This is a genomic window from Actinomyces dentalis DSM 19115 (genome assembly GCF_000429225.1).
Classification (GTDB): domain Bacteria; phylum Actinomycetota; class Actinomycetes; order Actinomycetales; family Actinomycetaceae; genus Actinomyces; species Actinomyces dentalis.
Window position 1 is genome coordinate 69,708 of sequence record NZ_AUBL01000004.1, and the last position, 26,456, is coordinate 96,163.

Sequence of the window (26,456 nt, forward strand, 5' to 3'; positions counted from 1 at the left end):
GCGGATCCGCCGGCCCGGGCGGGACGGTTGCACGACCCTCCGGGCGGACCGGCGGGCGACGCCGGGGGCGGGTCAGTGCGCCCAGGTGAAGTTGTCGCGGCCCGCGCCCACCTCGAAGTGGTACTTCACCAGGCCGCGGTCCTGGCCCGCGTAGGCGCTGTCCTCGCAGCGGAGCGTCACCTCGCCGCCCCTGCCGGAGAGCGTGAAGGCCTGCTTGCCGAACGCCGTCGGCGCCAGAAGGGCCGCCTCCACACCCCGGGTGAACCAGTCCGGGGCCTCGCCGTCGTAGGAGGAGACCTCCTCGGGGCGCTTGGAGGCGTGCGCGGATCCCTGGGTCGCGCCGTAGCCGAGGGCGACGACGGCGACGATCCTGCCCGTGGCGCCGCTGACCCGGGCGGCGGCCCTCTTCGAGAAGGTCCCGCCGATCCACCACGTGTTGAGCCCGAGGTCCTGCGCGGCGAGCATGAGGTCTGCGCCGCCGTAGCCCAGGCGCTCGTCCAGATCGGGCGCGTCGGGACCGGACATGATCAGGCAGTTGCGCACGCTGCGGGCCCGCACCGTCCCCCACAGGGGGCCGAAGACGCGGGCGTCGCCCGTCACCAGGCGGATGTCCGTGCCGTGGGCGCGGTTGTTGTCCTCGATGCGCGAGCGCAGGGCGGCGATGACGTCGTCGGGCAGGGGCGTGCTGAGATACTGGCGCACCACGTGACGGGCGCGCATGGCATCGGTGATGGGCATGATGTTCACTCCGTTCGCCGTTGACCGCTAGTCTATGGCCGTGAGGCGTTCCACATGCGCGCGCCCGATGCGCAGAGACCCGGTGGCGCCGCGGGGAGGGCCGTCGTGGAGACCGATAGGGCCTGGGCCCTCACCGCCGCACTGCTGGGGATCCACCAGGCCGAGGAGGTGGCTCTGTCCATACGGCGCTGGAGCGACCGGGTCGGCCCCACCGGCTGGCGCCTGTTCGACGAGCACATGCGGCGCAATCCTCTGGCGGGTTACAACCCGTGGGGGCGCGCCGCCGTCGTCGCCGGGCAGGGCGCCGCCCTCTACGGGCTGTACCGGCTCACCCGGGCCGACGCCGCGCGCACCCGCGCCGTCACCACGGCCCTCGCCCTGGGCTGGGGGGCCGCCTTCTGCATGCACCTGGGCGTGTCCTGGCGCACCCGCTCGTTCATGCCCGGCACGGCGACGTCGATCGTCCCCGGCCTGCCCGGCGCGGCCTTCGTGCTGTGGCGGATCCGGTCGCTGACGAGGCCCGGCGAGGCCCGCTGACGCGCCCGCCGGTGAGATGCCGAACCTTATCGCGCATTTTCGATGAGTCGCGCCCCGAGGTCGTGATACTGATCGTAGCCAGATATGATTATCTGACTACGATCAGTGCCAGGAGAGGGCTGGGGGTGTTGATGACGATTGCAACGCCGTCCACGGCCGGTGCCGTCGGCATGTCCCGCAGCGGCCTCTACCGAGCCGCCCGTGCCGGGCGGCTCGAGCGGATCGCGCGGGGTGTTTACATCCCCTCCGACGCGCCCGCGAGTGACTGGGACCTCATCGAGGCCGCTACCCGCCGCTCCGACGCCACGATCTGCCTCGTTTCGGCGCTCGCCCACCACGACCTCACCGACACGATCCCCGACCGGCTCGACGTCGCCATCCCCCGGGGCGCGCGCCCTCCGGTCACCGACGCGGCGATCGCCTGGCACCGGTTCGATCGATCCACTTTCGACGTCGGACGCGGCACGGTCTCCGTTGGCGGCACCGATACGGAAATAGGACTCTACAGTCCTGAACGCTGTATCGCCGACGCCTTCAGGCTGCGCGGTCTGATCGGGTACGAAACTGCACGGGACGCCCTCAAGGAGTGGCTGCGCCGAGGGGGCAGGCCGACCAGCCTGATTGAAGTGGCCGCACTCCTGCCCCGCACCAGGACTCCGATCCTGCACGCGCTGGAGGTGTTGTCATGAACCGCTGTCAGGAGGTGTTCCGCGCTTTGCAGGCAACTTGAAGGTTATTCAGTGGGGCTCATGGCAGCGTTCTCCTGCTTGGACCACTTGCGTGCGGTTGGACCGCTTGGAAGGTTATTCAGGGGTGGTTTTGAAGACGTGGAGCGTGAAGGTCGTGGTGACGGTCCGGTCGTCGGGACGGTTCCCCGCCCAACCCCGCTCCGCCCCTGCTGGTCGTCTTGCATGGTGGGACGGCGTCTCGCATGTCGTGACGCGGCCGGCTCGCGAGCACGTCACTCAACCCGCGAGATCGTACCCCGACCCGCGAGCACGTCACTTAACCCGCGAGCACGTCTGCCAGAGTGACGTGCTCGCGGGTTAAGTGACGATCTCGCGGACCGCGGCGCCCGACGCCGCTGCGCCCCGGACGCCGAGACGTGCACTTCGCACTAGAGCGGGCAGTTCCAACCACACGCAAGTGGTCCAAGGAGAACGCCGCCATGAGCCCGCTGAATAACCTTCCTGGTTCACGCAATACGGTGGTCCAACGGCATTTAAGTGGTCCAAGCGGACCGGCCGCGTCACGACATGCGAGACGCCGTCCCACCATGCAAGACGACCGGCAGGGGCGGGGCGCTGGAACCACCCCCGACGACCGGCCCTGCCGACCCCACCGCGTCTGGCGCCCTCCCACGCGCACCAGAAGGAGATTCAAAACCACACCTGAATAACCTTCACCTGATCGACCGGATTCTCAGCGCCGGAGCCGCGAGGCGCCCCACATGCGCGCGTACCCGCCGCCGCGCGCGAGCAGTTCCTCGTGCGTGCCCAGCTCGGCGACAGCCCCGCCGTCGATGAGCGCGATGGCGTCCGCCCCGCGGATGACGGGCAGGGTGTGCGCCACCATGACCACGGTCCGGCACGGGGACGACCGGGTTGCCCGCCCTGTTCATGAACTCCTCCTCATTTCTCCCCCTCCCGCCCGGGCGCGGGCGCGCCCGTCGTCATCGCCCTGACGGCGTCGAAGTCCTCGCGCACCCCGGCCCGGCCGACGACGCGGCCGCCGTCCATGTGCAGGACGCGGTCGCAGGCGCAGGCGATGAGCTCCAGGTCGTGGGTGATGACCAGCACCGCGCGGCCGCGGGCCGCCAGCCGCCTCAGCAGGCGGGCGACGCGGCGCATCCCGTCCAGGTCGATCCCGCTCGTGGGCTCGTCGAACACGAGGACCCGCTTGCCGGCCGCCACGCACGCCGCCATGGCCAGGCGCTGCTTCTGGCCGCCGGACAGGGTCGCCGGGTGCCTGTCGGCCACCCCGTCCAGGGCGAGCTCGCGCAGGACGGCGCCGGTGTCCACGGCGCCGGCCGCGCGGCGCGACAGGCCGAAGGTCACCTCGGCCGCCGCGGAGGCGGCGAAGAGCTGGTAGTCGACGTCCTGGAACACCATGGAGCATGCGCGCGTGCGCCGTCTGCGCGTCGCCCGCCGTCCGTCCAGGAGGACCGTCCCCCGCGCCCGGCGCCCCAGGCCGCACAGGGCCCGGCACAGCGTGGTCTTGCCCGCGCCGTTGCGGCCCACCAGGGCGACGACCTGTCCGGCGCGCAGGTCGACGTCGGCCCCGTCCACCACCGGGCCCCGCCCGTAGTCGACCGACAGCCCCCGTGCCGAGAGCACGATCTCGCCGGTCCCGCCGCCGTCGCCGATCCCGCCGTCGGGCGCGACGGCGCCGGCCGGGGGCGCGACGTCGGCGAGATCGCGCGTGCGCAGGCCCATGGAGTCCAGCTCCCGCGGGTCGAGCGCGGCGAACTCGCGGGCGCTCATGACTCGGCTGATGCGCCCGCCGTCGAGGTGGACGTAGGTGTCGGCGACGCCGGACAGCCAGGCCAGGCGGTGCTCGGCCACCAGGACCGCGCGGCCCGCCGCCTTCGCGTTCGCGACGAAGGCGGCGATGTCCGCGATGGACGGCGCGTCCAGGTTGCTCGTGGGCTCGTCCAGCAGCAGGTTGGGCGGGCGCAGGGCCCAGACGCTCGCGTAGGCGATCTTCTGGCGCTGCCCGCCGGACAGGTCGAAGATGCTGCGCCCGGCCAGATGCTCCAGCCCCAGCTCGCGCAGAGTCGCCCCGACGCGGGCGCGGATGGCCTCCTCCGGCCAGCCGGCGCTCTCCAGGGCGAAGGCCACCTCACCGGTGGTGTCCACGTTGAAGAACTGCGTGCGGGGGTTCTGGAACAGGGACCCTGCGCGCTCGGCGACCCGCCAGGAGGCCAGGTCGCCGACCTCCTCGCCGTCGAGCAGGACGCGCCCGGCCGCCCGACCGGGGAAGAAGCGCGGGGCGAGCCCGTTGGCCAGGCGCAGCAGGGTGGACTTGCCGCACCCGGAGCGCCCGCACAGGACCACCACCTCGCCGGGGCGCACCTCGAGGCTCACGTCGCGCACCCCCGCCTCCCCGGCCTCCCCGGCCGCCGCGCCCGGGCGGTAGGCGAAGGAGGCGCGCTCGAAGCGGATCATGCCGCCGCCCCGCAGGCTCCGCAGACCCGGCAGACCACGGCTCCCGCCACGGCGCCCAGGCCCAGGAGGAGCATGAGCCAGTCCGCCGGGCGCATGACGATGCGCAGGTAGCAGGTGCGGGCGACGGGGTTGTCGATACCGCGCGCAATGGCCGCCATGGACAGCTCGTCGGACACGCGGCCGGCGCTCATGAGCAGCGGGACGTAGACGCAGTCGACGGTGCGCCCCGGCGAGGCGAGCAGGCTCGCGGGACCGGGGGAGATGCCGCGCATGCGCATGGCGTCCCTGATGAAGGCCCAGTCCTCGCGGACCGCGGGCGCGTACCGCAGGGCCACGGCCAGGGGGATGGTCAGCCCGCGCGGCGCGCGCAGGCGGGAGAGCGCGCTCATGAACTCGCCCACTTGGGTGGTGGTCACGGTCGCGTAGGCCATGAGGGAGCAGGCGAGGACCTTGCGCAGCAGCAGGAGGAAGGAGGCGAGGGCGGTGCGCGCGGCGACGCCGTCCAGGTGCGGCGCGAGCCGGGCGGCGGCGATGACCGCCGCGTACAGGGCGAGCATGATCACCCCGGCCCTGGTCCGCCCCAGGAGCGCGCTGAAGGCGCAGGCCGCCGCCATGAGGGCCGTCTCGTAGGCGGGGCCGGGGGCGAGGGCCACGGCCACCGCCATGGCCGCGATGAGGGCCAGCTTGGTGCGCGGGTCCAGGTGGATCCGCTCGCCCGCGCTCCCATCCCGCACCCGCGCCGGCAGGTCGTGTCCGTGCGTCCGCGTCATCGATGTCATCGTCGTCGGCGCAGTACCGGCCGGTATCGGCGCGCCGGCGCTCAGGCCGTCATGCTGGCGCGCTCGAACTGCCTGCGCAGCAGCCGCAGGCCGACCATGCCGCTGATGAGGGCGCAGACCACGGTGGCCAGCACCATGGCGGGCAGCATCCAGGCGGTGGCCGTGCGCGCCATGGTGTCCATGTACGCCTGCTCGGTGCCCCTGCCGGTCAGATACGCCGCGTAGCCGCCCGGGTCCACCCACAGCATGAGGTAGGAGCCCATGGGGGACAGGGAGTAGATGATGAAGGCGAGAAGGTTGAGCGGTTTGGCCCGGAACCGCCCGAGGCCGGCGACGACGTCGGCCACGGCGCCCAGGGCGACGGAGGCCGCCGCCCACCCCCAGTACATGCCCGTGGCGAACAGGATCGCGCCCACGACCGCGCCCAGAATGACCAGCGGGCCGTGCTTGGGGACCCTGGCGATGAGCAGCAGGTAGACGGGGCCGGTCAGCAGGGCCGCGGCGGCGGGCATCCAGAACGTGAGGACGGGGTTGGGCGCGAAGAGGGCGCCGCCGACCATCATGAACACGAGGAAGAGGGCGGTGAAGACGCCGGTCGTGATGAGGTCGCGCGCGCTCAGGCCCCTCCCGCCGTCGGCCGCGCCCGACGGCGTACCCGCTGACTCGCTCAATATCTCGTCCTTTCCCACTAATTCAGGTATTGCTAACCTTCGCTCGGAGTATATGGAGAGGGGGCCGATCGGAAGCCGCCCGCCGGGGACTCCGGTCCCATCGGCGCACGATCGCGTCCCATCGTCATAGGCCGGAGGGACGACGGCGCGAGGGGGCCGACATGAGGGAGTCGCTGCACAGCCCGATGCTCAGGAGCGCGGGGTTCGCGCAGGCGCCGCCCGCGCAGGGCCTTGGCGGGCTCTGGCGCTCCTGGCGGTGCGAGGGGCCGGAGTGCACCGGCTGGTTCCACTTCCTGTCGCCCGGCCCGGCGCTGTGGAGCATCACCATCCACGACTTCATCATGCGCGGCGACTACATCATGGACGTCGAGCCGCCCGACTACCTGACGGTCACCTGGTTCAAGTCCATCGCCGGCGAGGAGTTCAACCCCCGCCGCAGGCTGCGGCCCAACAGCGTGTGGGGCCAGAGCATCGGCGGCGGCCCGTGGAAGGGCGTGGCCCACGGCGGCATCCCCGTGCAGGGCGTGTCCATCGAGATCACCCCCGAGTTCTCGGCGCAGTTCCTGGACAGGCACTACGCGGGCCGTTTCCAGGACGTCGAGCGGGCGTTCGTGGCGCTCGGAGCGGCCGACGGGTTCCCCGAGATGAAGGCGCTGCTGTCGCGCCTGTGGCCCCGGCCCGGCGACCCGGAGCACGGCGAGCTCTACTACGAGGGCGCGGTGCTCCAGGCCATGGGCCTGATCGTGGAGCGCTCCCGGCGCGGCCCGGCCGAGGCGGGCGGGCGAGTCGGCCCCGCCGACCGCGAGCGCCTGCGCGACGTGACGAGCTATATCGACGACCACTGCTCGGCCCGGCTGCGCATCGGCGACCTGGCCCGGCTCGCGTGCATGAGCCCCACGAAGTTCAAGGAGACCTTCAAGCGCCTCAACGGGCAGACCGTCATCCGCTACGTCCAGGGGCGGCGGATGAGCCGGGCCGAGCTCCTGCTGCGCCAGGCGGACCTGAGCATCGAGCAGGTGGGGCGGTCCGTGGGCTACACCTGCGCCAGCCGCTTCTCGGCGCTGTTCAAGCGCGAGGTCGGCATGCTGCCCAGCGAGTACCGCAGGCGGCTGGGCGTCTGAGGGCGTGCGGGGAGCCCCGGGGCCGCCTCGGCCTGCGCCCAAGGCTCCCCGCGATTAGAGTGCATCGGGGCCCGCCCCCATGGGAGCCCGATGAGAATGAGGAGCTGCGCCATGAGCCAGTCCAGCCGTGAGAACGACGACGTCCGCGGGGTCGACGGCCCCGCCGCTCGTCCCGGCCCCGATCCCGTGCCCGCCGTACCGCCGTCCGCCCACCAGGCGGTGACCTTCCTCGAGCTCTTCTTCGACCTGGTGTGGGTCTTCGCCATCTCCCAGCTCTCCGAGCACCTTCTGGAGCACCGGACGTGGCGCGGTGCGGGGGAGACCCTCGTCATGGCCCTGGCCATGTTCGTGATCTGGTCCTTCACCGTCTACGAGTCCACCATGGTCCTGGCCCGCAAGAGCGAGGCCCGCTGGATCGTGCTGGCGGTCATGGCCGGGGGACTGGTCATGAACGCCTCGATCACCGGCGCCTTCGAGGACATCCCGTGGGCCTTCGTGGTGCCCATGGTGCTCATCCAGGTGGGCCGCAGCGCCATGACCCGCGTCCACGACGACTACGACTCGCTGCGACACCACCGCGTCTCCATGATCGTGTGGGCGGCGGTCTCCGCGGTGCCCTGGGTCCTGGGCGCCGCCGGTGGGCCGGGGCACCGCCTGTACTGGTGGCTGGCGGCCGTGCTCATCGACGTGGTCGGCATGTGGAGCGGGCACCCCGTGCCCGGACGGCGCCGGCGGGACTTCTCCGAGGTGCGCTTCGACGTCGAGCACCAGGTGGAGCGCTGCCGCCTCTTCCTCATCATCTGCTTGGGCGAGGGCGTGCTCACCACCGGTCGGTCCATCGCCCGGGATCCTCAGGATCCGGCCCGGCTGGCCGCGGGACTCCTCTCGCTGGCGGTGCTCATCGGCGTGTGGCACCTGTTCTTCGGCGCGGGGACCGATGAGGTCGATCGACGGCTTGTGGACGTGCACGGGGAGCTGGCCATGGGCAGGTTGGCCACCAACGGCCAGCAGGTGCTGGTCATCGGGCTCATCTGCTTCGCGGTGAGCGCTGAGATCGTCGTCGACGATCCCCATGAGCCCCTCGCAACCTCCACCGCCGTCCTGCTGGCCGGGGGGATCATGATCTGCCTGGTGGCCTTCTGGGGCTTCCTGGCGCTTCTGACCGGGCGCCGCGTGTGGCCACCGCTGGCCGGCGGGGCCGCGGGGGTGGGCGTCGTCGTGACCGTGTGCCGGGCGGCCGGGGCGCCCGGGATCCTCGTCATGGCGGCCACGGCCGTCTGCCTGGCGGGCATCGGCGCGTGGTACGGGCGCGACGCGGCGAGGATCGCGCCCCGACCCGCCGCGTCCTGAGGCCCGGCGCGCAGGGCCTCGGCGCCGCCCCGCACCATGGGCGCATGAGAATCCGCGCCGCCTCGCCCGACCCGCCCGCCCCCGGCTCGCTCCCGTCCGACCTGCGCGCGCGGGCGCCCCGGGAGGTGCGCCGCGCCGTCGCCGCCGAGCTGGAGCGCATGGAGCGGGCCGAGGACGTGCGCGTTCTGCTGGCCGTGGAGTCCGGGTCCCGGGCCTGGGGCTTCGCCTCCCCCGACTCCGATTTCGACGTCCGCTTCGTCTACGTCCGCCCCGTCGAGCACTATCTGCGCCTGGAGCCCGCGCGCGACGTCCTGGAGTGGCGGATCGACGAGGTCCTCGACGTCGACGGCTGGGACGCGGACAAGGCCCTGCGGCTTTTGAGGGGCTCCAACCCGTCGTTGTTCGAGTGGCTCGCCTCCCCGATCGTCTACGCCGAGGACCGGGCCTTCGCCGTCGTGCGCGAGCTCGCGGCCGAGTGCTTCTCGCCGGTCGCCTCCGCCCACCACTACCTGTCCATGGGCCGGAATCATCTCGCGGCACTCGCCGGTGAGACGGTCCGCCTCAAGAAGTGCCTGTACACCATGCGCGCGATCCTCGCCGCCCGGTGGGTGGTGGCCGAGCGCGCGCCCGCCCCCATGCTCTTGCGCGACCTGGTCGACGCCGAGCTGGAGGAGCCCATGAAGGGGCTGGCCGCCGAGCTCCTGGAGGCCAAGGCCGCCGCCGGGGAGCGCGGCGAGCTCCCGCGCATTGCGGCGTTCAACGCCTGGGCGGCCGGAGCCCTGGCCCAGGTGACCGGCGCCCTGGCCGACTTGGAGCCGCCGGCGCCGGTGCCCTGGGAGCGCCTCGACGAGGCCTTCCTCGCCCTGGTCGGCCCCGCGGCGTGCCGCGGGCGGACGGACGTCTGAGGGCGGGCGCTTGCGCATCGGCCGGCGCGGCCGCCCTTCCAGGGGTTTCGTATACACTATTGATGTGAGTGAGCACCTTCTGCATGGCAAACCCGTGACTGACGAGCAGATTCAGATGTGGGCCGATGAGGCCGAGGCCGGATACGACCCCGCGACCCTGCCCAAGCCTCGGCGCGGTCGCCCTCCGGTGGGCGACGGCCCCAGCACCGTCGTCCCTGTGCGGTTCGACGCGGCCACTCTCGCCGCTCTGAACGCCCGCGCGCAGGCCGAGGGGATCCAGAACCGATCGGAGGCGATTCGGGCCGCCGTGAGAGCGTGGGCCCACATTGCGTGACCTGCACCGGTCCGCGTGGAGGGCCGGCGGCCCTGGTAGGGTCGGAGCACCGTCCGCGTTCCCGCGCGATCCCGGAGAACGGAAGACCCCATGACCGCCCTGATCCTCTTCTTCTTCCTCTTCCCGCTGCCGTTCCTCCTGTGGAACATCATCGACCCCCGCGGCATGTGGGAGAAGCTCTCGTCCTGGCAGTTCCGCGATCCCGAGGCGAACGAGCCGTCCGACGCGGCCTTCGATATGCAGCGCCTGATCTCCCTCATCTCGCTCAGCGTGCTCGTGGTGGGCTCGCTGGGGCTCTTCTCCGTCGTGCATCGCAGCGCCGACGCCCGCTCGACCCCGACATCCACCCGCGCGCCGCAGGTGTATCCGTACGTGCCGAGCACGCCCAACGGCGGACGCGCCAGGACCACCGTGACGCCGGAGCCGATCGACCCCTTCCCGTCGGCCTCGACGAGTCCGGTCGGAGGCGGCGACCCGGTCACGCTCTTCACCCCGGTCCTGACCGATACGACGGGCGGACAGGACTCCGAGTCCTCCCAGCGGATCGGCGTCGACGCCTTCTACTACCCGTGGATGCCGGACGATCACCCGAGTGCCTTCGCCGACGCCGACGTCATCGACTCCAGGGTCGCCCTGAGCACGCTCGACCCCGCCCAGGCGACCACGACCGCGGGCGGGCGGGCGGCGCTGGGCGAGGGGCCGGCGATCCTCGTCCGCATGACGCAGGCGGTGTGCGCCGTCACCGCCGTCACGGTGACCGAGCGCGGGTCGGCGCTCCAGATCGAGGTCACCGGAGTCACCGACCCGGCCCGCTGCGGCCAGGCGACCGAGGGGGCCTACGTCGCCGTTCCGCTCACGGACGAGCAGGTGGCCGCGGCCCGCGCCTACCAGGCCCCCGCCTACCGCCCGCTGAGCGGCTCCGGGTCGGGGCGCGGCGGGCGGAGCGCCTCCGAGGGGCAGTACCGCCCGACGATCTTCCTGGCCTATGATCGCGCCGAGCTCTCCGGGACGTGGATCTCGGAGCGGACCGACCGGCAGTTGACGTCCGACGTGCTCCTGCCCTGGACCTCCGGCCGCTAGGCGGCGGTGCGGGGGTCGCGCGAGTCCGTCGGCGCGCCGGCGGACCCCGAGGGGGAACGAGGAGCAGGAGGGAGCCCGCCATGGCCTTCACGACCGAGGAGGTCGTCCTCGACGCCGAGCGCGGCGTCACCCTGTCCGTCCAGCTGCTGCCCACCGGGGGCTGGTACCCCGGGATCACCGAGCGCCCCGCGGTCCTCATCCTGCCCGGGGGCGGCTACAACCGCCCCTCCGAGCGGGAGGCGGAGAACGTCGCCGCGCCCTTCCTCGCCGCCGGCTACCACGCCATGGTGCTCAGGTACTGCGCGGGCGAGCACCGCGCCTGGCCGGGCCCCCTGCGCGACTACGAGGCGGCCATGGCCCTCATCGACGAGCGGGCCGGGAGCTGGCGCCTGCGCGCGGACAAGGTCGCCGTCCTCGGCTTCTCCTCGGGCGGGCACCTGGCCGCCTGCGCCGCCACCATGGCCCGCCGCCGCCCCGCCGCGGCCGTCCTCGTCTACCCGCTGCTCGCCGGCCCGGCCCTCGAGCTGTGCATGCCCGGCCCGGATGTGCCCGTGCCCGTCGAGCACGTCGACGCCCGCACGAGCCCGGTCTTCCACGTCCAGTCCCGCGACGACACCCTCACCCCCGTCGGGGACGCCCTGGCCCTCCTGACCGCCCTGGGCCGGGCCGGCGTCACCTTCGAGAGCCACGTCTACGCCTACGGCGAGCACGGCTTCTCCACCGCGGCCCCCGGCCTCAACGCCGCCGGCGCCGTCCCCGAGCGCACCCGCCGCTGGGTGGCCGACGCGATCTGCTGGCTCGACGACGTCCTGGGCCCGCTCACGGCCCAGGGCGTGGGCGAGCCCCGGGTGTCGGGGCGCACCGACGCCGACCTGGAGGACGTCCTGAGCCTGGACTGCACGGTGGGCCACCTCCTCGCCCAGGAGGGTCGGGCGCGCGAGGCGCTCGCCCCCGCCCTGGGCGCGCTCGACGCCATGGAGATGGAGGTCATCCGGCGCAGCGGGCTGGTGGCCCCCGGCGTCGACGAGGACACCGCCCGGCGGACCTTCCGCCGCCTCATCGCGCCGGCGCGGCTGCGCGGCGTCCTGGGACTGGTCGGGGCGTCGGCCGAGGAGATGGACTCGCTCGATCAGTGGCTGCGCCGCATCCCCAACCGCCGGTGAGTCCCGGGCCGGACCGCGACGGGGGCGGCGCCGGGGCTGGACGGGGATTCAACCAAGTGGTATATTTCAGTGCCGGGGCCGCCCGACGAGGGGCGCCCCGTCAGCAGTCGACATCGGCAAAGGAGCTCCACGTGCCGCTGAACCAGTACGAGATCGACCACCTCGCCACCGTGCGCGAGAACGCCCCCGAGTCCATGGTGCTGCTCGCCTCCGACGGGTCCTTCCCCCTGGCCGGACCCGGCGAGCTCGCCCTGTACGGCGCCGGGGCGCGGCGCACCATCAAGGGCGGCACCGGCTCCGGCGACGTCAACTCCCGCCACGTCGTCACCATCGAGGAGGGCCTAGAGAGGGCCGGCTTCACCCTGACCACCAAGGCCTGGCTGGACGCCTACGACGAGGTCGCCCGGACCAATCACGCCGACTTCGTCGCCGACATCAAGGCCAGGGCCAAGGAGGCGGGCGTGCCCGCCCTCATCTACGGCATGGGCCTGGCCGACCCGGCCCCCGCCTTCGACATCCCGCTCGACGGCGGGGGCGAGGCCGCCGTCTACGTCCTCGCCCGCGACTCCGGCGAGGGCAACGACCGGCGCCCCGAGGCCGGGGACGTGGGGCTCACCGACTCCGAGATCCGCGACATCCGCGCGCTGCAGGACAAGTTCGACAAGTTCCTCCTGGTGCTCAACGTCGGCGGCGTCGTCGACCTGACGCCCGTGAAGGACGTGAGGAACATCCTCATCGTCTCCCAGCTCGGCGCCGCCATCGGCGACTCCTTCGCCGACGTCCTGCTCGGCCGCGCCCAGCCCTCCGGCAAGCTGTCCACCACCTGGGCCGCCTGGGAGGACTACCCCGCCGTCGGCGACTTCGGCGACCCCGACGACACCCACTACCGCGAGGGCGTCTACGTCGGCTACCGCTACTTCGACTCCACCGCCACCGCCCCGCTCTTCCCCTTCGGATTCGGCCTGGGCTACACGAGCTTCGAGCTGGGCGCGCCCGTCGTCTCCGTCTCCGGCTCCGAGGTGAGCGCGACGACGACGGTGACCAATACCGGCGGGCACGTGGGCAAGGAGGTCGTCCAGGTCTACGTCTCGGTCCCGGCCGGCCGGCTCGACCAGCCCTACCAGGCGCTGGCGGGCTTCTGCAAGACCGACGAGCTCGCCCCCGGCGCCGCCCAGGAGGTCGTCGTCTCCTTCGACCTGGCCGACCTGGCCTCCTACGACGAGGCGCGGGCCGCCACCGTCCTGGAGGCCGGCGACTACGTGGTGCGCGTGGGGACCTCCAGCCGCGACACCGTCCCCGCCGCCGTCGTCCACCTGGCCGAGGCCGCCGTCGTGCGCGAGCTGCACGACGCCCTGGGCGACCCCGGCTTCACCGACTGGCGGCCCCCCTCCCCGGCCGTCGTCGAGGTCCCCGACGACGTCGAGCGCCTGAGCGTCGAGCCCGCCGCCCTGCGCCGGGCCGACCGCTGCGAGCCGGTCGACCTGGCCGACGCCCAGGACTTCGTCAAGGGCCTGAGCGACGAGGAGCTGGCCTACATCGTCCTGGGCCAGTACGCCGAGACCGCCGACAAGCAGTCCATCATCGGCCAGGCCTCCGAGGCGCTCGTCGGCGCCGCCGGACAGACGACGACCCGCTTCGAGGGCCTGCCCTCGCTGGTCATGCCCGACGGGCCCGCCGGCCTGCGCATCTCCCCCGAGGTGGGCGTGGACGCCGACGGCAAGTTCCCGCTGGGCGCCGCGCTGGGCGGGCTCTTCGCCGAGCTCATGGACGAGGAGTCCCTGAAGGCCTTCGGCCTCGACTCGGACCAGAAGCCCCGCGTCCCCGAGTCGACCTTCGAGCAGTGGGCCACCGCCATCCCCATCGGCACCGCCATCGCCCAGTCCTGGAACCCGGCCCTGGCCGAGGCCTACGGCGACCTCGTGGGCGCCGAGATGGACCACTTCGGGGCCCACCTGTGGCTGGCCCCCGCCTTCAACCTGCACCGCTCCATCCTGTGCGGGCGCAACTTCGAGTACCTCTCGGAGGACCCGCTGCTGGCCGGGCGCGTCGCCGCCGGCATCACCCGGGGCGTGCAGGGGCACCCGGGGCGCGGGGTCACCGTCAAGCACTTCGCCTTCAACAACCAGGAGACGAACCGGCTCAACTCCAACTCCCACGTCTCCAAGCGGGCGGCCCGCGACCTGTACCTGCGGTCCTTCGAGATCGTCGTGCGCGAGGCCCGGCCCCACGCCATCATGACCTCCTACAACCTCGTCAACGGGGTCCACACCTCCGAGTCCGCCGAACTGCTGGAGAGCATCCTGCGCCAGGAGTGGGGCTTCGAGGGCCTGGTCATGACCGACTGGGTCGTCCACGGCATGACCCGCACCGACATGAAGAACCCGCGCGCCACCGCCTCGGCCACCATCAAGGCCGGCAACGAGCTCTTCATGCCCGGCTGCGAGGAGGACCGCCAGGACATCCTGGCGGCCCTGCGGGGCGGGGCCGGCGCGGCGGTGCGCCTGAGCCGCTCCGAGCTGGAGAAGCAGGCCGCGCGCGTGGTGCGCATGGCCCGCGCCCTGGCCGGGCAGTGAACGGGACCGGCGGGCGGGGCGCGGGGGAATCGCCCCCCTCCGCGCTCCGCCCGTCGTCCTTCCCACCAGACACCCGTCACGATCATCGACCCGAGGAGACCACCCATGGCCCTGACCCCGCAGGCGCGCGAGACCTACACCCGGCTGTTCGGCTCCGAGCCGACGCCTCACCCCGCCGATCCCGAGCTCTACGAGATCCTCCAGAACGAGATCTTCGGGGAGGTCTTCTCCACCGGCGTGCTCACCGACGTCGAGCGCGAGCTGCTCACGGTGACGGCGCTGGCCGCCATGCAGACCCTGCCCCAGCTCAAGGCCCACGTCGCGGCGGCCCTCAGGGCGGGGGCGAGCCCGCTCCAGGTGCGCGAGGCCATCTACCAGTGCGCCCCGTACATCGGCTTCCCCAAGACCCTCAACGCCATCGCCACGGCGAACGAGGTCTTCAGGGCCGAGGGCGTCGCCCTGCCCCTGCCGACGGCGGGCACGGTCGCCCACGACGAGCGCGAGGCGGTCGGGGCCGCCATCCAGACCCCCCTGTACGGCCAGGAGGTCAAGGAGGTCTTCGCGGCCCTGCCCGAGCCCTTCGGCCAGTTCGTCCCCCACCTGCTCACGGCCGGCGCCTTCGGCGACTTCGAGAGCCGGGGCGTGCTGGACGTGCCCACCCGCGAGCTCATCAGCCTGGTGGCCATCGCCGCCCTCGGCGCCGCCGCCCAACTGCGCCCGCACGTGGCCGGGGCGATCAAGGCGGGCTGCACCCGGCAGAAGGTCGCCGCCGCCCTGGTCCAGGCCCTGCCCTACATCGGCGGCCCCTACGCCCTGTCCGGGCTGGTGCTCGTGGCCGGCTACGACGAGTCGGCATCCTCGGAGGCCTATCGCTGAGGGCCGCCGAAGGCCGCGGACTCCCGGTCCGCGGGCGTAGACTCGGCGGGCCGGGCCCGGGCCGGTCCGGGGCCGGCACAACCCCGAGGAGCGGCTTCGTGACAGGCTTCCAACGGCGCCTCGACGCCCGGCTGGTGCTCTCCGTTGTCGCCATCGGCGTCATGTCCTTCGCGGGCGTCGTCGTGGAGACGGCCATGAACATCGCCTTCCCCGCCCTCATGACGGAGTTCGGCGTCTCCACGGCGAGGGTGCAGTGGATCACCACCGGCTACCTCCTCGTTCTGGCGGCGATCATGCCGATCTCCTCCCTGCTCAACCGCCGCTTCCGCACCAGGTCCCTGTTCCTGACGGCCATGGCGCTCTTCGTGGCGGGCACGGTCCTGTGCGCCGCGGCGCCCCGGTTCGACCTGCTCATCGGGGGCCGCCTCATCCAGGGGGTCGGCACCGGCATCGCCCTGCCCCTCATGTTCAACGTCGTCCTCAAGCAGGCGCCCCTCGACCGCCTCGGCACCATGATGGGGGTGGCCACCCTCATCACGGCCATCGCACCGGCGGTGGGCCCGTCGCTGGGCGGCTACCTCATCGGGGCCCTCGGCTGGCGGTCCATCTTCCTCATCCTGCTGCCCTTCCTGCTCGCGGCCCTGCTGCTGGGCGCGCTGACCATCCGCGAGGCGCACGAGCCCGAGCGCGTCCCCTTCGCGCCGGTGCAGTTCGCCGCGCTCGCGGCCGGGTTCACCTGCTTCGTCCTGGCGATGAACGCCGCCTCGACGGCCGGTTTCGCCAGTGCGCGGGTGCTCGTCCTCACCGGGTGCGCCGCGGCGCTCGTCGGCGCCTTCTGCGCCCTGTCCCGGCGCTCTCACGCGCCCCTGCTGCGCATCGGCGTGTTCGCGGACCGCACCTTCGCCCTGTCGATCCTCTACGTCGTCCTCGTCCAGGGGATCGTCCTGGCCCTGGGCTACCTCATCCCCTACTACGCGCAGGTCGGCGCGGGCGCGGGGTCCTTCGCCGCCGGCTGCCTCCTGCTGCCCGGGTGCGTCGTGGGCGCCTGCCTGACGCCCTTCGGCGGGCGGATCCTCGACCGGCTCGGCCCGGCCCGGCCCATTGTCACCGGCGCCGTCTTCGGCGCGGCCGCCATGGCCCTGTTCGCCCTTCTCGGCGTCCGGGGCGGGACGGCGCGCCTGGCCTGGATCTACCTGCTGGTGCCCGTGTGCCAGGGGCTGTCCATCTCGAATTCGATGACTCACGCCCTGCGCGGCCTGCCCGACGATCTCCAGGCCGACGGCAACGCCGCCCTCAACACCGTCCAGCAGCTCGGCGGGGCCATCGGGACGGCGGTGGCCACGGCCATCGTCAATGCGGCCCAGGCGGCGGATCCGGCCGACCCGGTGGCGGCCACGACGGCGGGGACGCGCCAGGTCTTCTGGCTCCTGCTGGGCGTCATGATCGTCGCGGGGCTCCTGGCGGGCGCCGCGGTCCTGCCCAAGGCGCCGGCCGCCGACCCGCCGGTGCCCGCGGCGCCTGTGCAGTAGAGTCCGGGAGTTGGCGTGCGGAGTCCGCGGAGCGTAGTGTCATGACATCTGAAGGCCCCGAATGGAAGGACCCGTCATGACCCTGCCCGCTCCCCAGCCCACGCCCTGGCAGACCGGCACCGGGCTCGACCCGGCCCGCACCGCGCTCGTCGTCGTCGACGTCCTGGGCGGGCCGAACCCGGTGGCCGAACCGCTGCGCGACATGGCCGCCAATGCGGTCCGCCTGGCCAGGGCCGCCCGCGCGGCGGGCGTGCCCGTCGTCTTCGCCTGCGACGCCCACCTGCCCGGCACCGACCTGGAGCTCGCGCTGTGGGGCGAGCACTCCATGCGCGGCACCCCCGACTCCCGGCCCCTGGACGCCTTCGAGGCCGGGGAGGGCGACTACATCATCCCCAAGCGCCGCTACGACGCCTTCTTCGGCACCGACCTGGACATCACCCTGCGCGAGCTGGGGCGCGACACCCTCGTCGTCGTCGGATTCGACACCAACATCTGCGTGCTCCACACGCTCGCTGGCGCCTACTTCCTGGGCTACCGCACGATCGTGCCCGCCGACGCCACCGCGACCTTCCTCATCGGCACCCAGGAGGGCGGCCTGGAGTACTTCTCCCGCTGCTACGACACGCGTGTGGTGGCCACGGACGACGTCCTGGCCGCCCTGGCCTGAACGGGGCCCGGCGGCGCCGCCGGCCGCCCGCCCCCGCTGCTACGCTGACGCCGATCAGGGGGTGATGACGACGGCGATCCACCTGCGCGCCTGCGCCTTTCCGCTGGGCGCCATGACCATCGCCGCGCGGACCGGGCAGGGGGCGCCGAACGGCGGCGAGCTCATCGGCGTCTGGTTCGACGGCCAGGCCCACGACCGGGCCGGGCTGCCGGACGACGCCGCCGTCGAGCTCGGGCGGGAGGGGGAGCCCGTCGTCCTCTCCGCCGCCCGGACCTGGCTGGAGCGCTACTTCGCGGGCGAGGACCCCGGGGCGCCGCCCCCGCTCGCCCCCGCCAGCACCGCCTTCCAGCAGCGGGTCCGCGAGCAGATGCTCGCCATCCCCCGCGGGTCCACCCGCACCTACGGCCAATTGGCCCGGCGGATCGCCGCGCTCACCGGCCGGCGCGGCTCGGCGCGGGCGGTGGGCGGCGCCGTCGGACGCAATCCGATCAGCATCATGGTGCCGTGCCACCGGGTGGTGGGCGCGGACGGAGCCGTCGTCGGCTACGCGGGCGGCACCGACCGCAAGATCCGGCTGCTGCGCCTCGAGGGCGCGGACCTACCGGGCCCGGACCTCGCGCAGGACGGCATCCCGGGCCTGTGAGCTCTCCGAGTCCTCGACGGCGCCCGCGGCGGCCGCGATCCTCCGGCGCCGGGCTTCGCGGGCGAGTACGGCCCCGGCCAGCAGCGCCCACCACGTGTAGCCCGACCCCACGAGCTTCTGCCACAGCGGCCAGGCGAACTCCGCATGGCTCTGGAAGGGGAAGCTCCAGTGGATGCCGACCCCGATGACGACGGCGCCCGCCACTGTGACCGCGGCCAGGGCGCCCGATCGCCACGCCCGGGCCGCCGCCCCCAGCGCCAGCAGGACCTCCAGGGCCCACACCCAGTGGTGGGACCAGGACACCGGTGAGACGAGCAGCCCCGTCACCATGACCGCGCCCAGCTCCAGGGCCAGGATCACGCCCTGATCGCAGCGCGCCGGCCCGTCGGTCGCGCGCAGCCGCTCCAGGCGCCGGCACACCAGCCACCCTCCCGCCAGGACGAGCGCCGCGCACACCGCCCACAGGGGCGTCCACCAGGGCTCGGGCAGCAGGCGGGCGATCGTGCCCCTGAGGTTCTGGTTGCCCGCGTACTCCGCGAAGCCCGTGCGCGAGGGGTCCAGCATGGCGGAGGCGAAGAAGCGCCGCGAGGACTCCGGATCGGCCAGCCAGCAGGCGGCCGTGATCCCGGCGGCGGTTCCCGCCATGGTCGCCGCGGCCCGCCACTCGCGGCGGATGAGGAAGACGGCGAGCGCGATCGCCGGGGTGAGCTTGAAGGAGGCCGCCACCGCGCAGAGGACTCCGCGCAGCCGCGAGGACTCGGGCACGGCCAGGACGTCGAGGGCCACGAGTGCCATGAGGACGGCGTTGACCTGCCCCTCGTAGAGGGTCTCGCGGAAGGGCTCGAGCAGCTCGCTCGCCGCCAGCGCCGCCCACGGCGCCAGCCCCAGGGCGAGGCGCCGACCGGCCCCGAGGCGGCGCAGGCACGCGCCCGCGGTGAGGGCGGCGCCGACGGGGGTCAGGGCGGTCAGGACGAGCTGCAGCCCGCGCTCGCCCAGCCGGGTCAGCGGGGCCAGGGCCCAGGCGGCGAAGGGCGGGTAGGTGAAGGGGTACTGGTGGAGGAGGGGCTGGGCGTACCAGTCGTACAGGTCCCCGCCGGCCCTCCAGTGCACGATCGCGCCGTAGTAGACCGAGGAGTCGAACATGACGGCGAAGACGCCGTCGCCCACCGTCCAGGACGCCACGGGCAGCGCCAGGCACAGGACGCCCAGCGCCATGATCAGACGGCTGGAGACGAGCCGCGCGCCGAGCCGCCCGGCGCGCGCGAGCCACCGGACGAGCGCCCGGCGGGGGCGGGGGGAGAGGAGCGCGGGCACGGCCCGCATTATGCGCCCCGGGCTGCGTGCGGCGCGGACGGCCCCCACGGGCCCGCCCGCCGCCCGCCCGGACCTACTCGAAGGCGCCCAGCTCGGGCTGGTCGGAGGTGAGCCAGTCGGCGTAGGCCGCGGCCCGCTCGGACAGGCCCGCCTCGGTCAGGCCCATGGTGCCGGCGGTGATGAAGGGCGTGAGGAAGCGGGTGCCGATGAGGGCGCTCGTCGCCTGGAGCGGGCGCATGAGCTCGTGCACCGTGTAGCGGGCCGCCCCGGCGCGCTCGTAGCTGGAGGCCGGGGCGCCGGGGGACACGGCGATGCCCAGCTCCTTGCCGTGCAGCGCGGTGCCGGTCGAGCCGTAGGCCCACCCGTGGGTGAGCACGTCGTCCTCCCACTGCTTGAGCAGGGGCGGCGTGGAGTACCAGTACATGGGGAACTGGAGCACGATCCGGTCGGCCGCGGCCAGGACGGCCTGCTCGGCGGCGACGTCGATGCGGAAGTCGGGGTAGAGGGCGTACATGTCGCGCACCTCGATCGGGTGCTCGGGGGCGCCGGCCTCGCGGGCCGCCCGGGCGAGGCGGGCGTTGACCCGCGAGGAGGCGGTCAGGCGCGGGTGGAAGACCAGGACGGCGGTGGTCTTGAGATTCATGAGAACCCTCTTCCTCGGAGACGAACGCCGGCGTAACCCCGCGGCGCGCCGGACTATTCCGGCGCTCGCACCGTCCCTGCGGGTGGCGGTTCCGGCCCGTCATTTTCCGCGAACGCGCAGGTTTCCAGTCGAACGCGCAGATGGGAGGCGCGCGCTCGACTGGAAACCTGCGCGTTCGCGCTCCCGGCGGAGGCATGCCGGCCGGGCCCCGGACCTCGGTGGCGGGCCCGTCGGCCCCGACGCCCGGTCGCCGGCCCTATGATGCCGACGTGGCATCTGGGGACCGCGGCGGGGCCGCACCGGCGGACGACGTCCTCGTGCGCGAACTCAGCACGCCGGTCGCCGCGGACGGCGGTGCGCCCGGTCCCGTCCACTCGCTGGTCCACGTGCCCCGCGACGCCGCCGCCGGACGTGTGCGCGCCCCGCTGGTGGTGTGCTGCCACGGCCTGGGGGAGTCGGGCCTGCGGGTCGCCCCGGTCGCCCGGCGCCTGGCGCGGGCCGGGGCGGTGGCGATCTGCCCGTCCTTCCGCGGCGGCGGGGCGCCGACGGCGGGGGCGACGACGTCGATGAGCGTGCTCACCGAGGTCGCCGACCTGGAGGCGGTGCTGGACGCGGCGCTGGCCTGGCCCTTCGTCGACGCCGGTCGCACGGCCCTGTTCGGGCGGAGCCTGGGCGGGCTCGTCGCGCTCCTGGCGGCGGCCCGCCGTCCGGCGCAGACGGGCGCCCTCGTCCTGTGGTACCCGGCGCTGCGCGCGCCGGCGACGGTGCGCGCCCGCTTCGGGACCCGCGCGGCCGTGCCCGGGACCCACACCGCCCGCGTCGACGGGCGCGATATCGTCCTCGGGCGCCGCTACGCCCTGGACGCCTGGGACCTCGACGTCGACGCCGCGCTCAGGCGCCTGCGCGCCCCCGTCCTCCTGCTGCACGGCGACCGGGACGCCGACGCGCCCATCGAGGCGTCCGAGGCCGCCGCGCGGATCCTGCCCGACGCCCGCCTGGAGCGGGTGGCCGGGGCCGCCCACGGCTTCGGGGACGAGCGCCTGAGGGCGGCGCTGGAGCGCACCGCGCGGTTCCTGTCCTGGAGCGGCGTCCTGGAGCCCGCCGGGGAATCGCAGTAGGCCGGACGGCGCCGCGGCCGGCGGGTTCGTCACCCCCGGGCCTGTCGACTACAGTCGACAGTAAGGCTCTCACGATCAGTTCTGTCGACTGCGGTCGACAGGCGGTATCCGCTGCGCTCATCGCCCAGGACTTCAGGAGGTGCTCCGTGGAGGACTACATCGATCGTCCCCGCTACATCGACCGCATCCGACCCTTCGTCGACGTCCCCGTCATCAAGATCCTCACCGGCGTGCGCCGGTGCGGCAAGTCCACCCTGCTCGACATGATCGCCGAGAGGATCTCCGAACGCTTCCCGCGCGCCCCCGTGGTGCGCCTCAACCTGGAATCCGAGGCCGGTCTCGCACTGCGCGATCCGACCGCGCTCCTGGAGCACCTGCGCGCGCGCCTGCCGGACCGCTCGCAGCGGGCCTACGTCTTCCTCGACGAGGTCCAGCGCGTCCCCGGGTGGGAGGATGCGGTCAACGCCCTGCGCGTGGACTGGAACTGCGACCTCTACCTCACCGGCTCCAACTCCACCATGCTCGCCGGAGAACTGGCCACCAACCTCGCCGGCCGGTACGTGGAGTTCCCCGTACTCCCCCTGGCCTTCCGCGAGTTCATCGAACTTCACGCCGGGACCGCCCGCGCGCCCCGGGAATTGTTCGACGACTACCTGGTCCTGGGCGGCTTCCCCGCTCTGAAGTACTTCGGGCTCGAGCGCTCCCCGTCGATCCAGTACCTCCAGTCGGTTCTCGACACGGTCATCGTCCGCGACGTCATCGAGCACCATCAGGTCCGCGACGTCGATCTCTTCCGCCGTCTCATCCGCTACTGCATCGGCAACATCGGCCGGACCTTCTCGGCGCGCTCAGTCGTGCGCCACCTCAAGAGCGAGGGGCGGGCCGTCAGCGTGGACACCGTCCTGAACTACCTCGACTTCTGCATCGGCGCCCACCTCATCGCGCGAGTGCCGAGGCGGGACGTCGCGGGGAAGTCGATCCTGCGATCGGACGGGAAGTACTACGCCGTCGACCACGGTCTGCGCACCGCCATGGGCTTCGACAACATCTCCGACGTCGAGATCGTCCTGGAGAACATTGTTCACACCGAGCTGCGCTCCCGGGGCTACGAGGTCCAGGTCGGGTGGAGCGGCGCCAAGGAGGTGGACTTCCTCGCCCGGCGGGGGCAGGAGGTCCTCTACGTCCAAGTCTGCTACCTGCTCGCCGGTCAGGAGACGATGGACCGGGAATTCGGCGTCCTGGAGTCCATCCCGGACAACCACCCCAAGCTCGTGCTCAGCCTCGATCCGCTCAGTCGCGGGCGGAGCGGCATCCGCCACCTCAACATCATCGACTTCCTCCTCCAGGACCCGCTCTGAGGTCGGCGCGGGAGCTGGCCCGACCGGCGCCGCCCGACCGCCCGCTCCCAGGAAGCTCCCGGGAGGATCTGACACAATACTCATGTGACCGATGCGCTCCACCCGCAGCCCTCGCGGGTCAACCCGATCCTGCTCCAGGGCTTCGCCTGGGACCTGGCCGCCGACTCCCGCCACTGGCGGCTCCTGACGGACAACGCCGCCCTCCTGGCCGACGCCGGATTCACCGCCATATGGCTGCCGCCGGCCTACAAGGGGCAGGCCGGGGTCGACGACGTCGGCTACGGCGTCTACGACACCTACGACCTGGGCGAGTTCGACCAGAAGGGCGCCGTGCCCACCAAGTACGGCACCAAGGACGAGTACCTGGCCGCCGTGGCGGCCCTCAAGGCGGCGGGCATCGACGTCATGGCCGACGTCGTCCTCAACCACCGCATGGGAGCCGACGCCTCCGAGGACGTGCTCGCCCTCGAGGTCGACCCCGCCAACCGGTACCGCCCGCTCGGCGAGCCCGCCGAGGTCACCGTGTGGACCCGCTTCACCTTCCCGGGGCGCGCCGGCGCCTACTCGGACTTCACCTGGGACTGGCACTGCTTCAACGGCATCGACTGGGACGAGCGCTCCGGGCGCTCGGGCATATGGCTCTTCGAGGGCAAGGAGTGGAGCGAGGGCGTCGCCCACGAGCTGGGCAACTACGACTACCTCATGGGCGCCGACGTCCACGTCATGGACCCGACGGTGAGCGCGGAGCTGGACGCCTGGGGGCGCTGGTACGTGGAGACCACCGGGGTCGACGGCTTCCGGCTCGACGCCGTCAAGCACATCGGGGCCCAGTTCTTCCGCCGCTGGCTGCGCGACCTGCGCCGGACCACCGGGCGGGCGCTGCCCGCCGTGGGGGAGTACTGGTCCGAGGACCTGGCCGAGCTGCGGGGCTACCTAGGCGACGAGCCCGTCATGAGCCTGTTCGACGTCCCCCTCCACTTCCACCTCCACGCCGCCGCCACCTCCGACGGGAACGTGGACCTGTCGCGCCTCTTCGAGGGCACCCTCGTGGACGCCGACCCCGCCCACGCCGTCACCTTCGTGGAGAACCACGACACCCAGCCCCGCCAGGCCCTGGCCTCCACCATCCTGCCCTGGTTCAAGCCCAGCGCCTACGCCCTCATCCTCCTGCGCGAGGCAGGCATCCCCTGCGTCTTCTGGGGCGACCTGTTCGGCACCCCCGAGACCGGCGACCTGCCGGCGGTCACCGAGTTGCCCCTGCTCATGGCGGCGCGGCGGCTGCTGGCCCACGGGCCGCAGCACGACGCCTTCGACGCCCCCGACGTCGTCGGCTTCGCCCGTGAGGGGGACGACGTCCACCCCGCCTCCGGCCTGGCCGTGGTGCTCTCCGACCGCCACGCCGCCGTCAAGCGCCTGCACGTGGGGGCCCGCCACGCCGGCGAGCAATGGGTGTGCGTCCTGGGCGGGCACGGCCCCGTCGTCGTCGATGCCGACGGCGGGGCGGAGCTGGAGGTCTCCGACGGCGGACTGAGCGTGTACGCGCCCGCGGCGGCCGAGTCGGAGCTGGGGCGCAGCCTCGACCGCCTCGTCCGCCAGCGCTGAGCCCCGGCGGCGCCGAACCCGGCGGGGGGGCCGACGGCGGCGCCGGGACGCGGGCGCGGCGGGTAGGGTCGTGCCAACGGCCCGCGGTGCCCGGCGGGCCCCAACTCCAGGAGGAACCGTGCCCACACCAGCTGCACTCGCCACCGACTCCGCCGTCGCCGTCCTCATCGCCCCCGGCCTGGAGGAGGTCGAGGCCCTCGCCCCCGTCGACATCCTCTACCGGGCCGGCATCCGCGCCGACCTCGTCTCCGTCACCAACTCCCTGGCGGTCGGCTCCTCCCACCAGGTCGTCCTGACCTGCGACCGCCTCCTGTCGGAGGTGGATCTGGCCGACTACGCCCTGGTCCTCCTGCCCGGGGGGATCCCCGGCACCCCCAATCTCAAGGCCGTGCCCGCCGTCAGGCAGGAGATCGCCCGCCGCATGAACGAGGACCTGCCCCTGGCGGCGGTGTGCGCCGCGCCCTCGATCCTGGCCGAGATGGGGCTGCTCCAGGGGCGGCGGGCGACGTCGAACCCGGCCTTCATGGACGTCCTGGCCGAGCACGGGGCCCGGGTGAGCGAGGAGGCCGTCGTGGCCGACGGCGCCCTGCTCACCAGCCGCGGCATGGGCACCGCCATCGAGCTGGGCCTGGAGATGGTGCGCCGCCTCCTGGACGAGGGGGCCGCGGCCAAGGTGCGCTCCGCCATCGTCCACCAGTCCTGATGCCGACGCGGGGCGGACTACACTCCTCCCAACTGGTTTGACACGCGAACCGATGGGAGGGCCCGTGAACTCGACATCCGCGCCCGAGACCCGCCTCGATGCGGCGGCCGCCCTGTCCGCCATCGAGGACCAGCAGAACATCCTGCACGTGCGCACCGGCATCCGCTCCGCGCCCCTTCTGGCCGCCTGGGGCCTGGCCTGGCTCCTGGGCTACGGCGCGCTGCGGCTCGGCCGGCGCCCCGACTTCACCGTGCCCGCGCCCCACATGGTCTTCTTCGTCGCCGCCCTGGCCTGCGCCGGCCTCTACACGGCCGTCTACATCTCCCGGCGCATCCGCGGCATCCGCGGCGGGTCGGTCGACCAGGGCGCGCGTCTGGGCGCGGCCTGGTGCGGGGCCTTCGTCCTGTGGTTCGTCATCATCGGCAGGATCGGGTCCTTCCTGGCCGCGGTGGACACCGTCCGGGCCAGGGAGGCCGGCGTCATCCTGTCCAACGCCGGTCCCTGCCTCATCGTCGGCGTCCTCTTCCTCGCCTCCTCGGCGGTGTGGCAGGAGCACACCCTGGGGGTGCTGGGCGGGTGGATCCTCATCACCACGACGGCGGCCACGATCGTCGGCGGCAGCGCCATGCTGCTGGTCATGTCGCTGGCGGGCGGCGGCGGGATGCTCCTGGCGGCCGCCTGGGACGCCCGCCGCACCGCCCGGCCCGCCCGGCCCGCGGTGGGAGCGCCGTGAGCCACGATGTCCTCGACCCGGTCATCCACGCCCAGGCCCGCCTGCGCATCGTCGCCGCCCTGGCGGTCATCCCCGCCGGGGACGAGATCGTCTTCCCCCGGCTGCGCGAGCTGCTGAGCATGACCGCCGGCAACCTGTCCACCCACCTGAGCAAGCTGGAGGCCGCCGGCTACGTCTCCCAGTCCAAGACCTTCTCGGGGCGCACCCCCGCCACCTACATCGCGCTCACGCCCAGGGGGCGGCTCGCCTTCGAGGAGTACACCCGCACCCTGCGGGCCATGCTCGACGCCGCCGGGCAGTAGGCGCGCACACGGGCCGGTCCGCCGGCGTCCGCCCGGCGACCGGCCCGCGTGCGCGCCCGCCGGCTCAGGCCCCCGGGCGCCGCGGGCCCCGCGATGGCAGGACCGCGAGCACGAGCAGGGCCAGCCCGAGCCCGCTCAGCAGAACGACGCCGGTGGTGAGCAGGTCGATGTCCGTTCCCAGGCTGATGGCGATGAGCAGGCTCCCGACGGCGAGGAGGGCCAGCCCCCACACGAGCGTGAAGGGGCGCGGGCGCCGGGGCGCCGGCCTGGGAGCGGGCGTCAGGGAGCTCGAGCTCCAGACCGCGTCGCCCCCGGGCGGCCGCGGCCCCGTCCGGTCGGGGTCCGGGGCGGAGGCCGGTGCGAACGGCTGCTCCGCCGAGACGGCGTCGTCGTCGGTGGGCAGCGCGGTGGTGGGGGCCTCCTCGTCGGTGGGCAGTGCGGTGGTGGGGGTCTCCTCGTCGGTGGGCAGTGCGGTGGTGGGGGCCTCCTCGTCGGTGGGCAGCGCGGTGGTGGGGGTCTCGTCGTCGGTCATGGTGTGTCCTCACTCGTC

General features: G+C 73.3%; 27 protein-coding genes. 19 read left to right on the plus strand and 8 right to left on the minus strand.

Features of this window, described 5'->3' with window-relative positions; genetic code table 11:
• Positions 1 to 72: 72 nt before the first annotated feature.
• A complete protein-coding gene (locus G446_RS0102410; RefSeq protein WP_026408936.1) occupies positions 73 to 738 on the minus strand; it encodes a nitroreductase family protein in 666 nt (221 codons plus the stop codon).
• Positions 739 to 843: 105 nt separating this feature from the next.
• Between G446_RS0102410 and G446_RS0102415 the strand changes: the two genes are divergently transcribed.
• Entirely contained in the window at positions 844 to 1,275 is a 432-nt protein-coding gene (locus G446_RS0102415) for an HXXEE domain-containing protein (RefSeq protein ID WP_026408937.1), read from the plus strand.
• A 131-nt stretch (positions 1,276 to 1,406) separates the two neighbouring features.
• Positions 1,407 to 1,964: a type IV toxin-antitoxin system AbiEi family antitoxin domain-containing protein gene (locus tag G446_RS19735; RefSeq protein ID WP_026408938.1), complete on the plus strand. Its 558-nt coding sequence runs from the start codon at positions 1,407 to 1,409 to the stop codon at positions 1,962 to 1,964.
• Between the two features lie 733 nt (positions 1,965 to 2,697).
• Here G446_RS19735 and G446_RS19740 read toward each other — a convergent pair.
• Genes G446_RS19740 through G446_RS0102440 form a run of 4 tightly spaced genes read right to left on the minus strand, consistent with a single transcriptional unit; the run spans position 2,698 to position 5,892 of the window.
• Complete coding sequence (locus G446_RS19740) at positions 2,698 to 2,850, minus strand: hypothetical protein (protein ID WP_156916483.1); 153 nt, start codon at positions 2,848 to 2,850, stop codon at positions 2,698 to 2,700.
• A gap of 56 nt (positions 2,851 to 2,906) precedes the next feature.
• Positions 2,907 to 4,442 carry an ABC transporter ATP-binding protein gene (locus tag G446_RS0102430; protein WP_026408939.1) on the minus strand — a complete coding sequence of 512 codons (1,536 nt, stop codon included), beginning with the start codon at positions 4,440 to 4,442 and terminating at the stop codon, positions 2,907 to 2,909.
• Positions 4,439 to 5,212 carry an energy-coupling factor transporter transmembrane component T gene (locus G446_RS0102435; protein ID WP_051285576.1) on the minus strand — a complete coding sequence of 258 codons (774 nt, stop codon included), beginning with the start codon at positions 5,210 to 5,212 and terminating at the stop codon, positions 4,439 to 4,441. Before G446_RS0102435 ends, G446_RS0102430 begins: the two co-directional genes overlap by 4 nt.
• A gap of 50 nt (positions 5,213 to 5,262) precedes the next feature.
• On the minus strand, positions 5,263 to 5,892 hold the full coding sequence (locus G446_RS0102440; protein WP_051285577.1) for an MptD family putative ECF transporter S component: 630 nt from the start codon (positions 5,890 to 5,892) through the stop codon (positions 5,263 to 5,265).
• A gap of 161 nt (positions 5,893 to 6,053) precedes the next feature.
• Between G446_RS0102440 and G446_RS0102445 the strand changes: the two genes are divergently transcribed.
• The 11 genes from G446_RS0102445 to G446_RS0102495 all read left to right on the plus strand — a co-directional run bounded on the left by G446_RS0102445 (position 6,054) and on the right by G446_RS0102495 (position 18,133).
• Positions 6,054 to 7,013 carry an AraC family transcriptional regulator gene (locus tag G446_RS0102445; protein ID WP_026408942.1) on the plus strand — a complete coding sequence of 320 codons (960 nt, stop codon included), beginning with the start codon at positions 6,054 to 6,056 and terminating at the stop codon, positions 7,011 to 7,013.
• Between the two features lie 111 nt (positions 7,014 to 7,124).
• A complete protein-coding gene (locus tag G446_RS15495) occupies positions 7,125 to 8,363 on the plus strand; it encodes a low temperature requirement protein A (RefSeq protein WP_051285578.1) in 1,239 nt (412 codons plus the stop codon).
• 44 nt (positions 8,364 to 8,407) lie between these two features.
• Positions 8,408 to 9,268: a nucleotidyltransferase domain-containing protein gene (locus G446_RS15500; protein WP_084778875.1), complete on the plus strand. Its 861-nt coding sequence runs from the start codon at positions 8,408 to 8,410 to the stop codon at positions 9,266 to 9,268.
• A gap of 64 nt (positions 9,269 to 9,332) precedes the next feature.
• The gene (locus G446_RS0102460) at positions 9,333 to 9,602 is read left to right on the plus strand and encodes a ribbon-helix-helix domain-containing protein (RefSeq protein WP_026408943.1); all 270 of its coding nucleotides are present in this window, start codon (positions 9,333 to 9,335) and stop codon (positions 9,600 to 9,602) included.
• Positions 9,603 to 9,692: 90 nt separating this feature from the next.
• Positions 9,693 to 10,682, plus strand: a complete 990-nt coding sequence (locus tag G446_RS0102465) for a DUF6199 family natural product biosynthesis protein (protein WP_026408944.1) — start codon at positions 9,693 to 9,695, stop codon at positions 10,680 to 10,682.
• Positions 10,683 to 10,762: 80 nt separating this feature from the next.
• Complete coding sequence (locus G446_RS18580; RefSeq protein ID WP_051285579.1) at positions 10,763 to 11,845, plus strand: alpha/beta hydrolase; 1,083 nt, start codon at positions 10,763 to 10,765, stop codon at positions 11,843 to 11,845.
• A gap of 194 nt (positions 11,846 to 12,039) precedes the next feature.
• Positions 12,040 to 14,418: a glycoside hydrolase family 3 protein gene (locus G446_RS0102475; protein WP_034468848.1), complete on the plus strand. Its 2,379-nt coding sequence runs from the start codon at positions 12,040 to 12,042 to the stop codon at positions 14,416 to 14,418.
• Between the two features lie 105 nt (positions 14,419 to 14,523).
• The gene (locus G446_RS0102480; RefSeq protein WP_026408946.1) at positions 14,524 to 15,294 is read left to right on the plus strand and encodes a carboxymuconolactone decarboxylase family protein; all 771 of its coding nucleotides are present in this window, start codon (positions 14,524 to 14,526) and stop codon (positions 15,292 to 15,294) included.
• Positions 15,295 to 15,392: 98 nt separating this feature from the next.
• Positions 15,393 to 16,823: a DHA2 family efflux MFS transporter permease subunit gene (locus tag G446_RS15510; RefSeq protein WP_051285580.1), complete on the plus strand. Its 1,431-nt coding sequence runs from the start codon at positions 15,393 to 15,395 to the stop codon at positions 16,821 to 16,823.
• A 76-nt stretch (positions 16,824 to 16,899) separates the two neighbouring features.
• Entirely contained in the window at positions 16,900 to 17,490 is a 591-nt protein-coding gene (locus tag G446_RS0102490) for a cysteine hydrolase family protein (protein ID WP_026408947.1), read from the plus strand.
• Positions 17,491 to 17,554: 64 nt separating this feature from the next.
• On the plus strand, positions 17,555 to 18,133 hold the full coding sequence (locus tag G446_RS0102495; protein ID WP_051285581.1) for a methylated-DNA--[protein]-cysteine S-methyltransferase: 579 nt from the start codon (positions 17,555 to 17,557) through the stop codon (positions 18,131 to 18,133).
• Here G446_RS0102495 and G446_RS15515 read toward each other — a convergent pair.
• Positions 18,089 to 19,447 (minus strand): glycosyltransferase 87 family protein, encoded by a 1,359-nt coding sequence (locus tag G446_RS15515; protein WP_245574553.1) that lies wholly within the window; start codon positions 19,445 to 19,447, stop codon positions 18,089 to 18,091. The two genes, G446_RS0102495 and G446_RS15515, sit on opposite strands and share 45 nt — an antisense overlap.
• Positions 19,448 to 19,520: 73 nt before the next feature.
• Positions 19,521 to 20,090: an NAD(P)H-dependent oxidoreductase gene (locus G446_RS0102505; protein WP_026408949.1), complete on the minus strand. Its 570-nt coding sequence runs from the start codon at positions 20,088 to 20,090 to the stop codon at positions 19,521 to 19,523.
• Between the two features lie 269 nt (positions 20,091 to 20,359).
• Here G446_RS0102505 and G446_RS15520 point away from each other — a divergent pair, with 269 nt between their 5' ends.
• The 6 genes from G446_RS15520 to G446_RS0102535 all read left to right on the plus strand — a co-directional run bounded on the left by G446_RS15520 (position 20,360) and on the right by G446_RS0102535 (position 25,906).
• Positions 20,360 to 21,208, plus strand: coding sequence for an alpha/beta hydrolase family protein (locus G446_RS15520; protein ID WP_051285582.1), 849 nt, complete (start codon positions 20,360 to 20,362; stop codon positions 21,206 to 21,208).
• A gap of 146 nt (positions 21,209 to 21,354) precedes the next feature.
• Complete coding sequence (locus G446_RS0102515; RefSeq protein WP_026408950.1) at positions 21,355 to 22,566, plus strand: ATP-binding protein; 1,212 nt, start codon at positions 21,355 to 21,357, stop codon at positions 22,564 to 22,566.
• Positions 22,567 to 22,650: 84 nt separating this feature from the next.
• A complete protein-coding gene (locus tag G446_RS0102520; RefSeq protein ID WP_026408951.1) occupies positions 22,651 to 24,168 on the plus strand; it encodes an alpha-amylase in 1,518 nt (505 codons plus the stop codon).
• 118 nt (positions 24,169 to 24,286) lie between these two features.
• On the plus strand, positions 24,287 to 24,871 hold the full coding sequence (locus tag G446_RS0102525; protein ID WP_026408952.1) for a DJ-1 family glyoxalase III: 585 nt from the start codon (positions 24,287 to 24,289) through the stop codon (positions 24,869 to 24,871).
• Positions 24,872 to 24,935: 64 nt separating this feature from the next.
• Positions 24,936 to 25,604, plus strand: a complete 669-nt coding sequence (locus G446_RS0102530) for a hypothetical protein (protein ID WP_245574554.1) — start codon at positions 24,936 to 24,938, stop codon at positions 25,602 to 25,604.
• Positions 25,601 to 25,906, plus strand: coding sequence for a transcriptional regulator (locus tag G446_RS0102535; RefSeq protein ID WP_026408954.1), 306 nt, complete (start codon positions 25,601 to 25,603; stop codon positions 25,904 to 25,906). Before G446_RS0102530 ends, G446_RS0102535 begins: the two co-directional genes overlap by 4 nt.
• A 64-nt stretch (positions 25,907 to 25,970) precedes the next feature.
• On the opposite strand, the gene G446_RS18585 is transcribed toward G446_RS0102535, so the two are convergent.
• On the minus strand, positions 25,971 to 26,438 hold the full coding sequence (locus G446_RS18585) for a hypothetical protein (RefSeq protein WP_051285583.1): 468 nt from the start codon (positions 26,436 to 26,438) through the stop codon (positions 25,971 to 25,973).
• Between the last annotated feature and the right edge of the window lie 18 nt (positions 26,439 to 26,456).

Coding starts and splice junctions, on each gene's coding strand:
- G446_RS0102490 (WP_026408947.1), top strand. CDS start 16,900: ATGACCCTGCCCGCTCCCCAGCCCACGCCCTGGCAGACCGGCACCGGG.
- G446_RS0102410 (WP_026408936.1), bottom strand. CDS start 738: ATGCCCATCACCGATGCCATGCGCGCCCGTCACGTGGTGCGCCAGTAT.
- G446_RS0102435 (WP_051285576.1), bottom strand. CDS start 5,212: ATGACGCGGACGCACGGACACGACCTGCCGGCGCGGGTGCGGGATGGG.
- G446_RS0102475 (WP_034468848.1), top strand. CDS start 12,040: ATGGTGCTGCTCGCCTCCGACGGGTCCTTCCCCCTGGCCGGACCCGGC.
- G446_RS15500 (WP_084778875.1), top strand. CDS start 8,408: ATGAGAATCCGCGCCGCCTCGCCCGACCCGCCCGCCCCCGGCTCGCTC.
- G446_RS18585 (WP_051285583.1), bottom strand. CDS start 26,438: ATGACCGACGACGAGACCCCCACCACCGCGCTGCCCACCGACGAGGAG.
- G446_RS18580 (WP_051285579.1), top strand. CDS start 10,763: ATGGCCTTCACGACCGAGGAGGTCGTCCTCGACGCCGAGCGCGGCGTC.
- G446_RS0102495 (WP_051285581.1), top strand. CDS start 17,555: ATGACGACGGCGATCCACCTGCGCGCCTGCGCCTTTCCGCTGGGCGCC.
- G446_RS15495 (WP_051285578.1), top strand. CDS start 7,125: ATGAGCCAGTCCAGCCGTGAGAACGACGACGTCCGCGGGGTCGACGGC.
- G446_RS0102445 (WP_026408942.1), top strand. CDS start 6,054: ATGAGGGAGTCGCTGCACAGCCCGATGCTCAGGAGCGCGGGGTTCGCG.
- G446_RS0102505 (WP_026408949.1), bottom strand. CDS start 20,090: ATGAATCTCAAGACCACCGCCGTCCTGGTCTTCCACCCGCGCCTGACC.
- G446_RS0102430 (WP_026408939.1), bottom strand. CDS start 4,442: ATGATCCGCTTCGAGCGCGCCTCCTTCGCCTACCGCCCGGGCGCGGCG.
- G446_RS19735 (WP_026408938.1), top strand. CDS start 1,407: ATGACGATTGCAACGCCGTCCACGGCCGGTGCCGTCGGCATGTCCCGC.
- G446_RS0102465 (WP_026408944.1), top strand. CDS start 9,693: ATGACCGCCCTGATCCTCTTCTTCTTCCTCTTCCCGCTGCCGTTCCTC.
- G446_RS19740 (WP_156916483.1), bottom strand. CDS start 2,850: ATGGTGGCGCACACCCTGCCCGTCATCCGCGGGGCGGACGCCATCGCG.
- G446_RS0102480 (WP_026408946.1), top strand. CDS start 14,524: ATGGCCCTGACCCCGCAGGCGCGCGAGACCTACACCCGGCTGTTCGGC.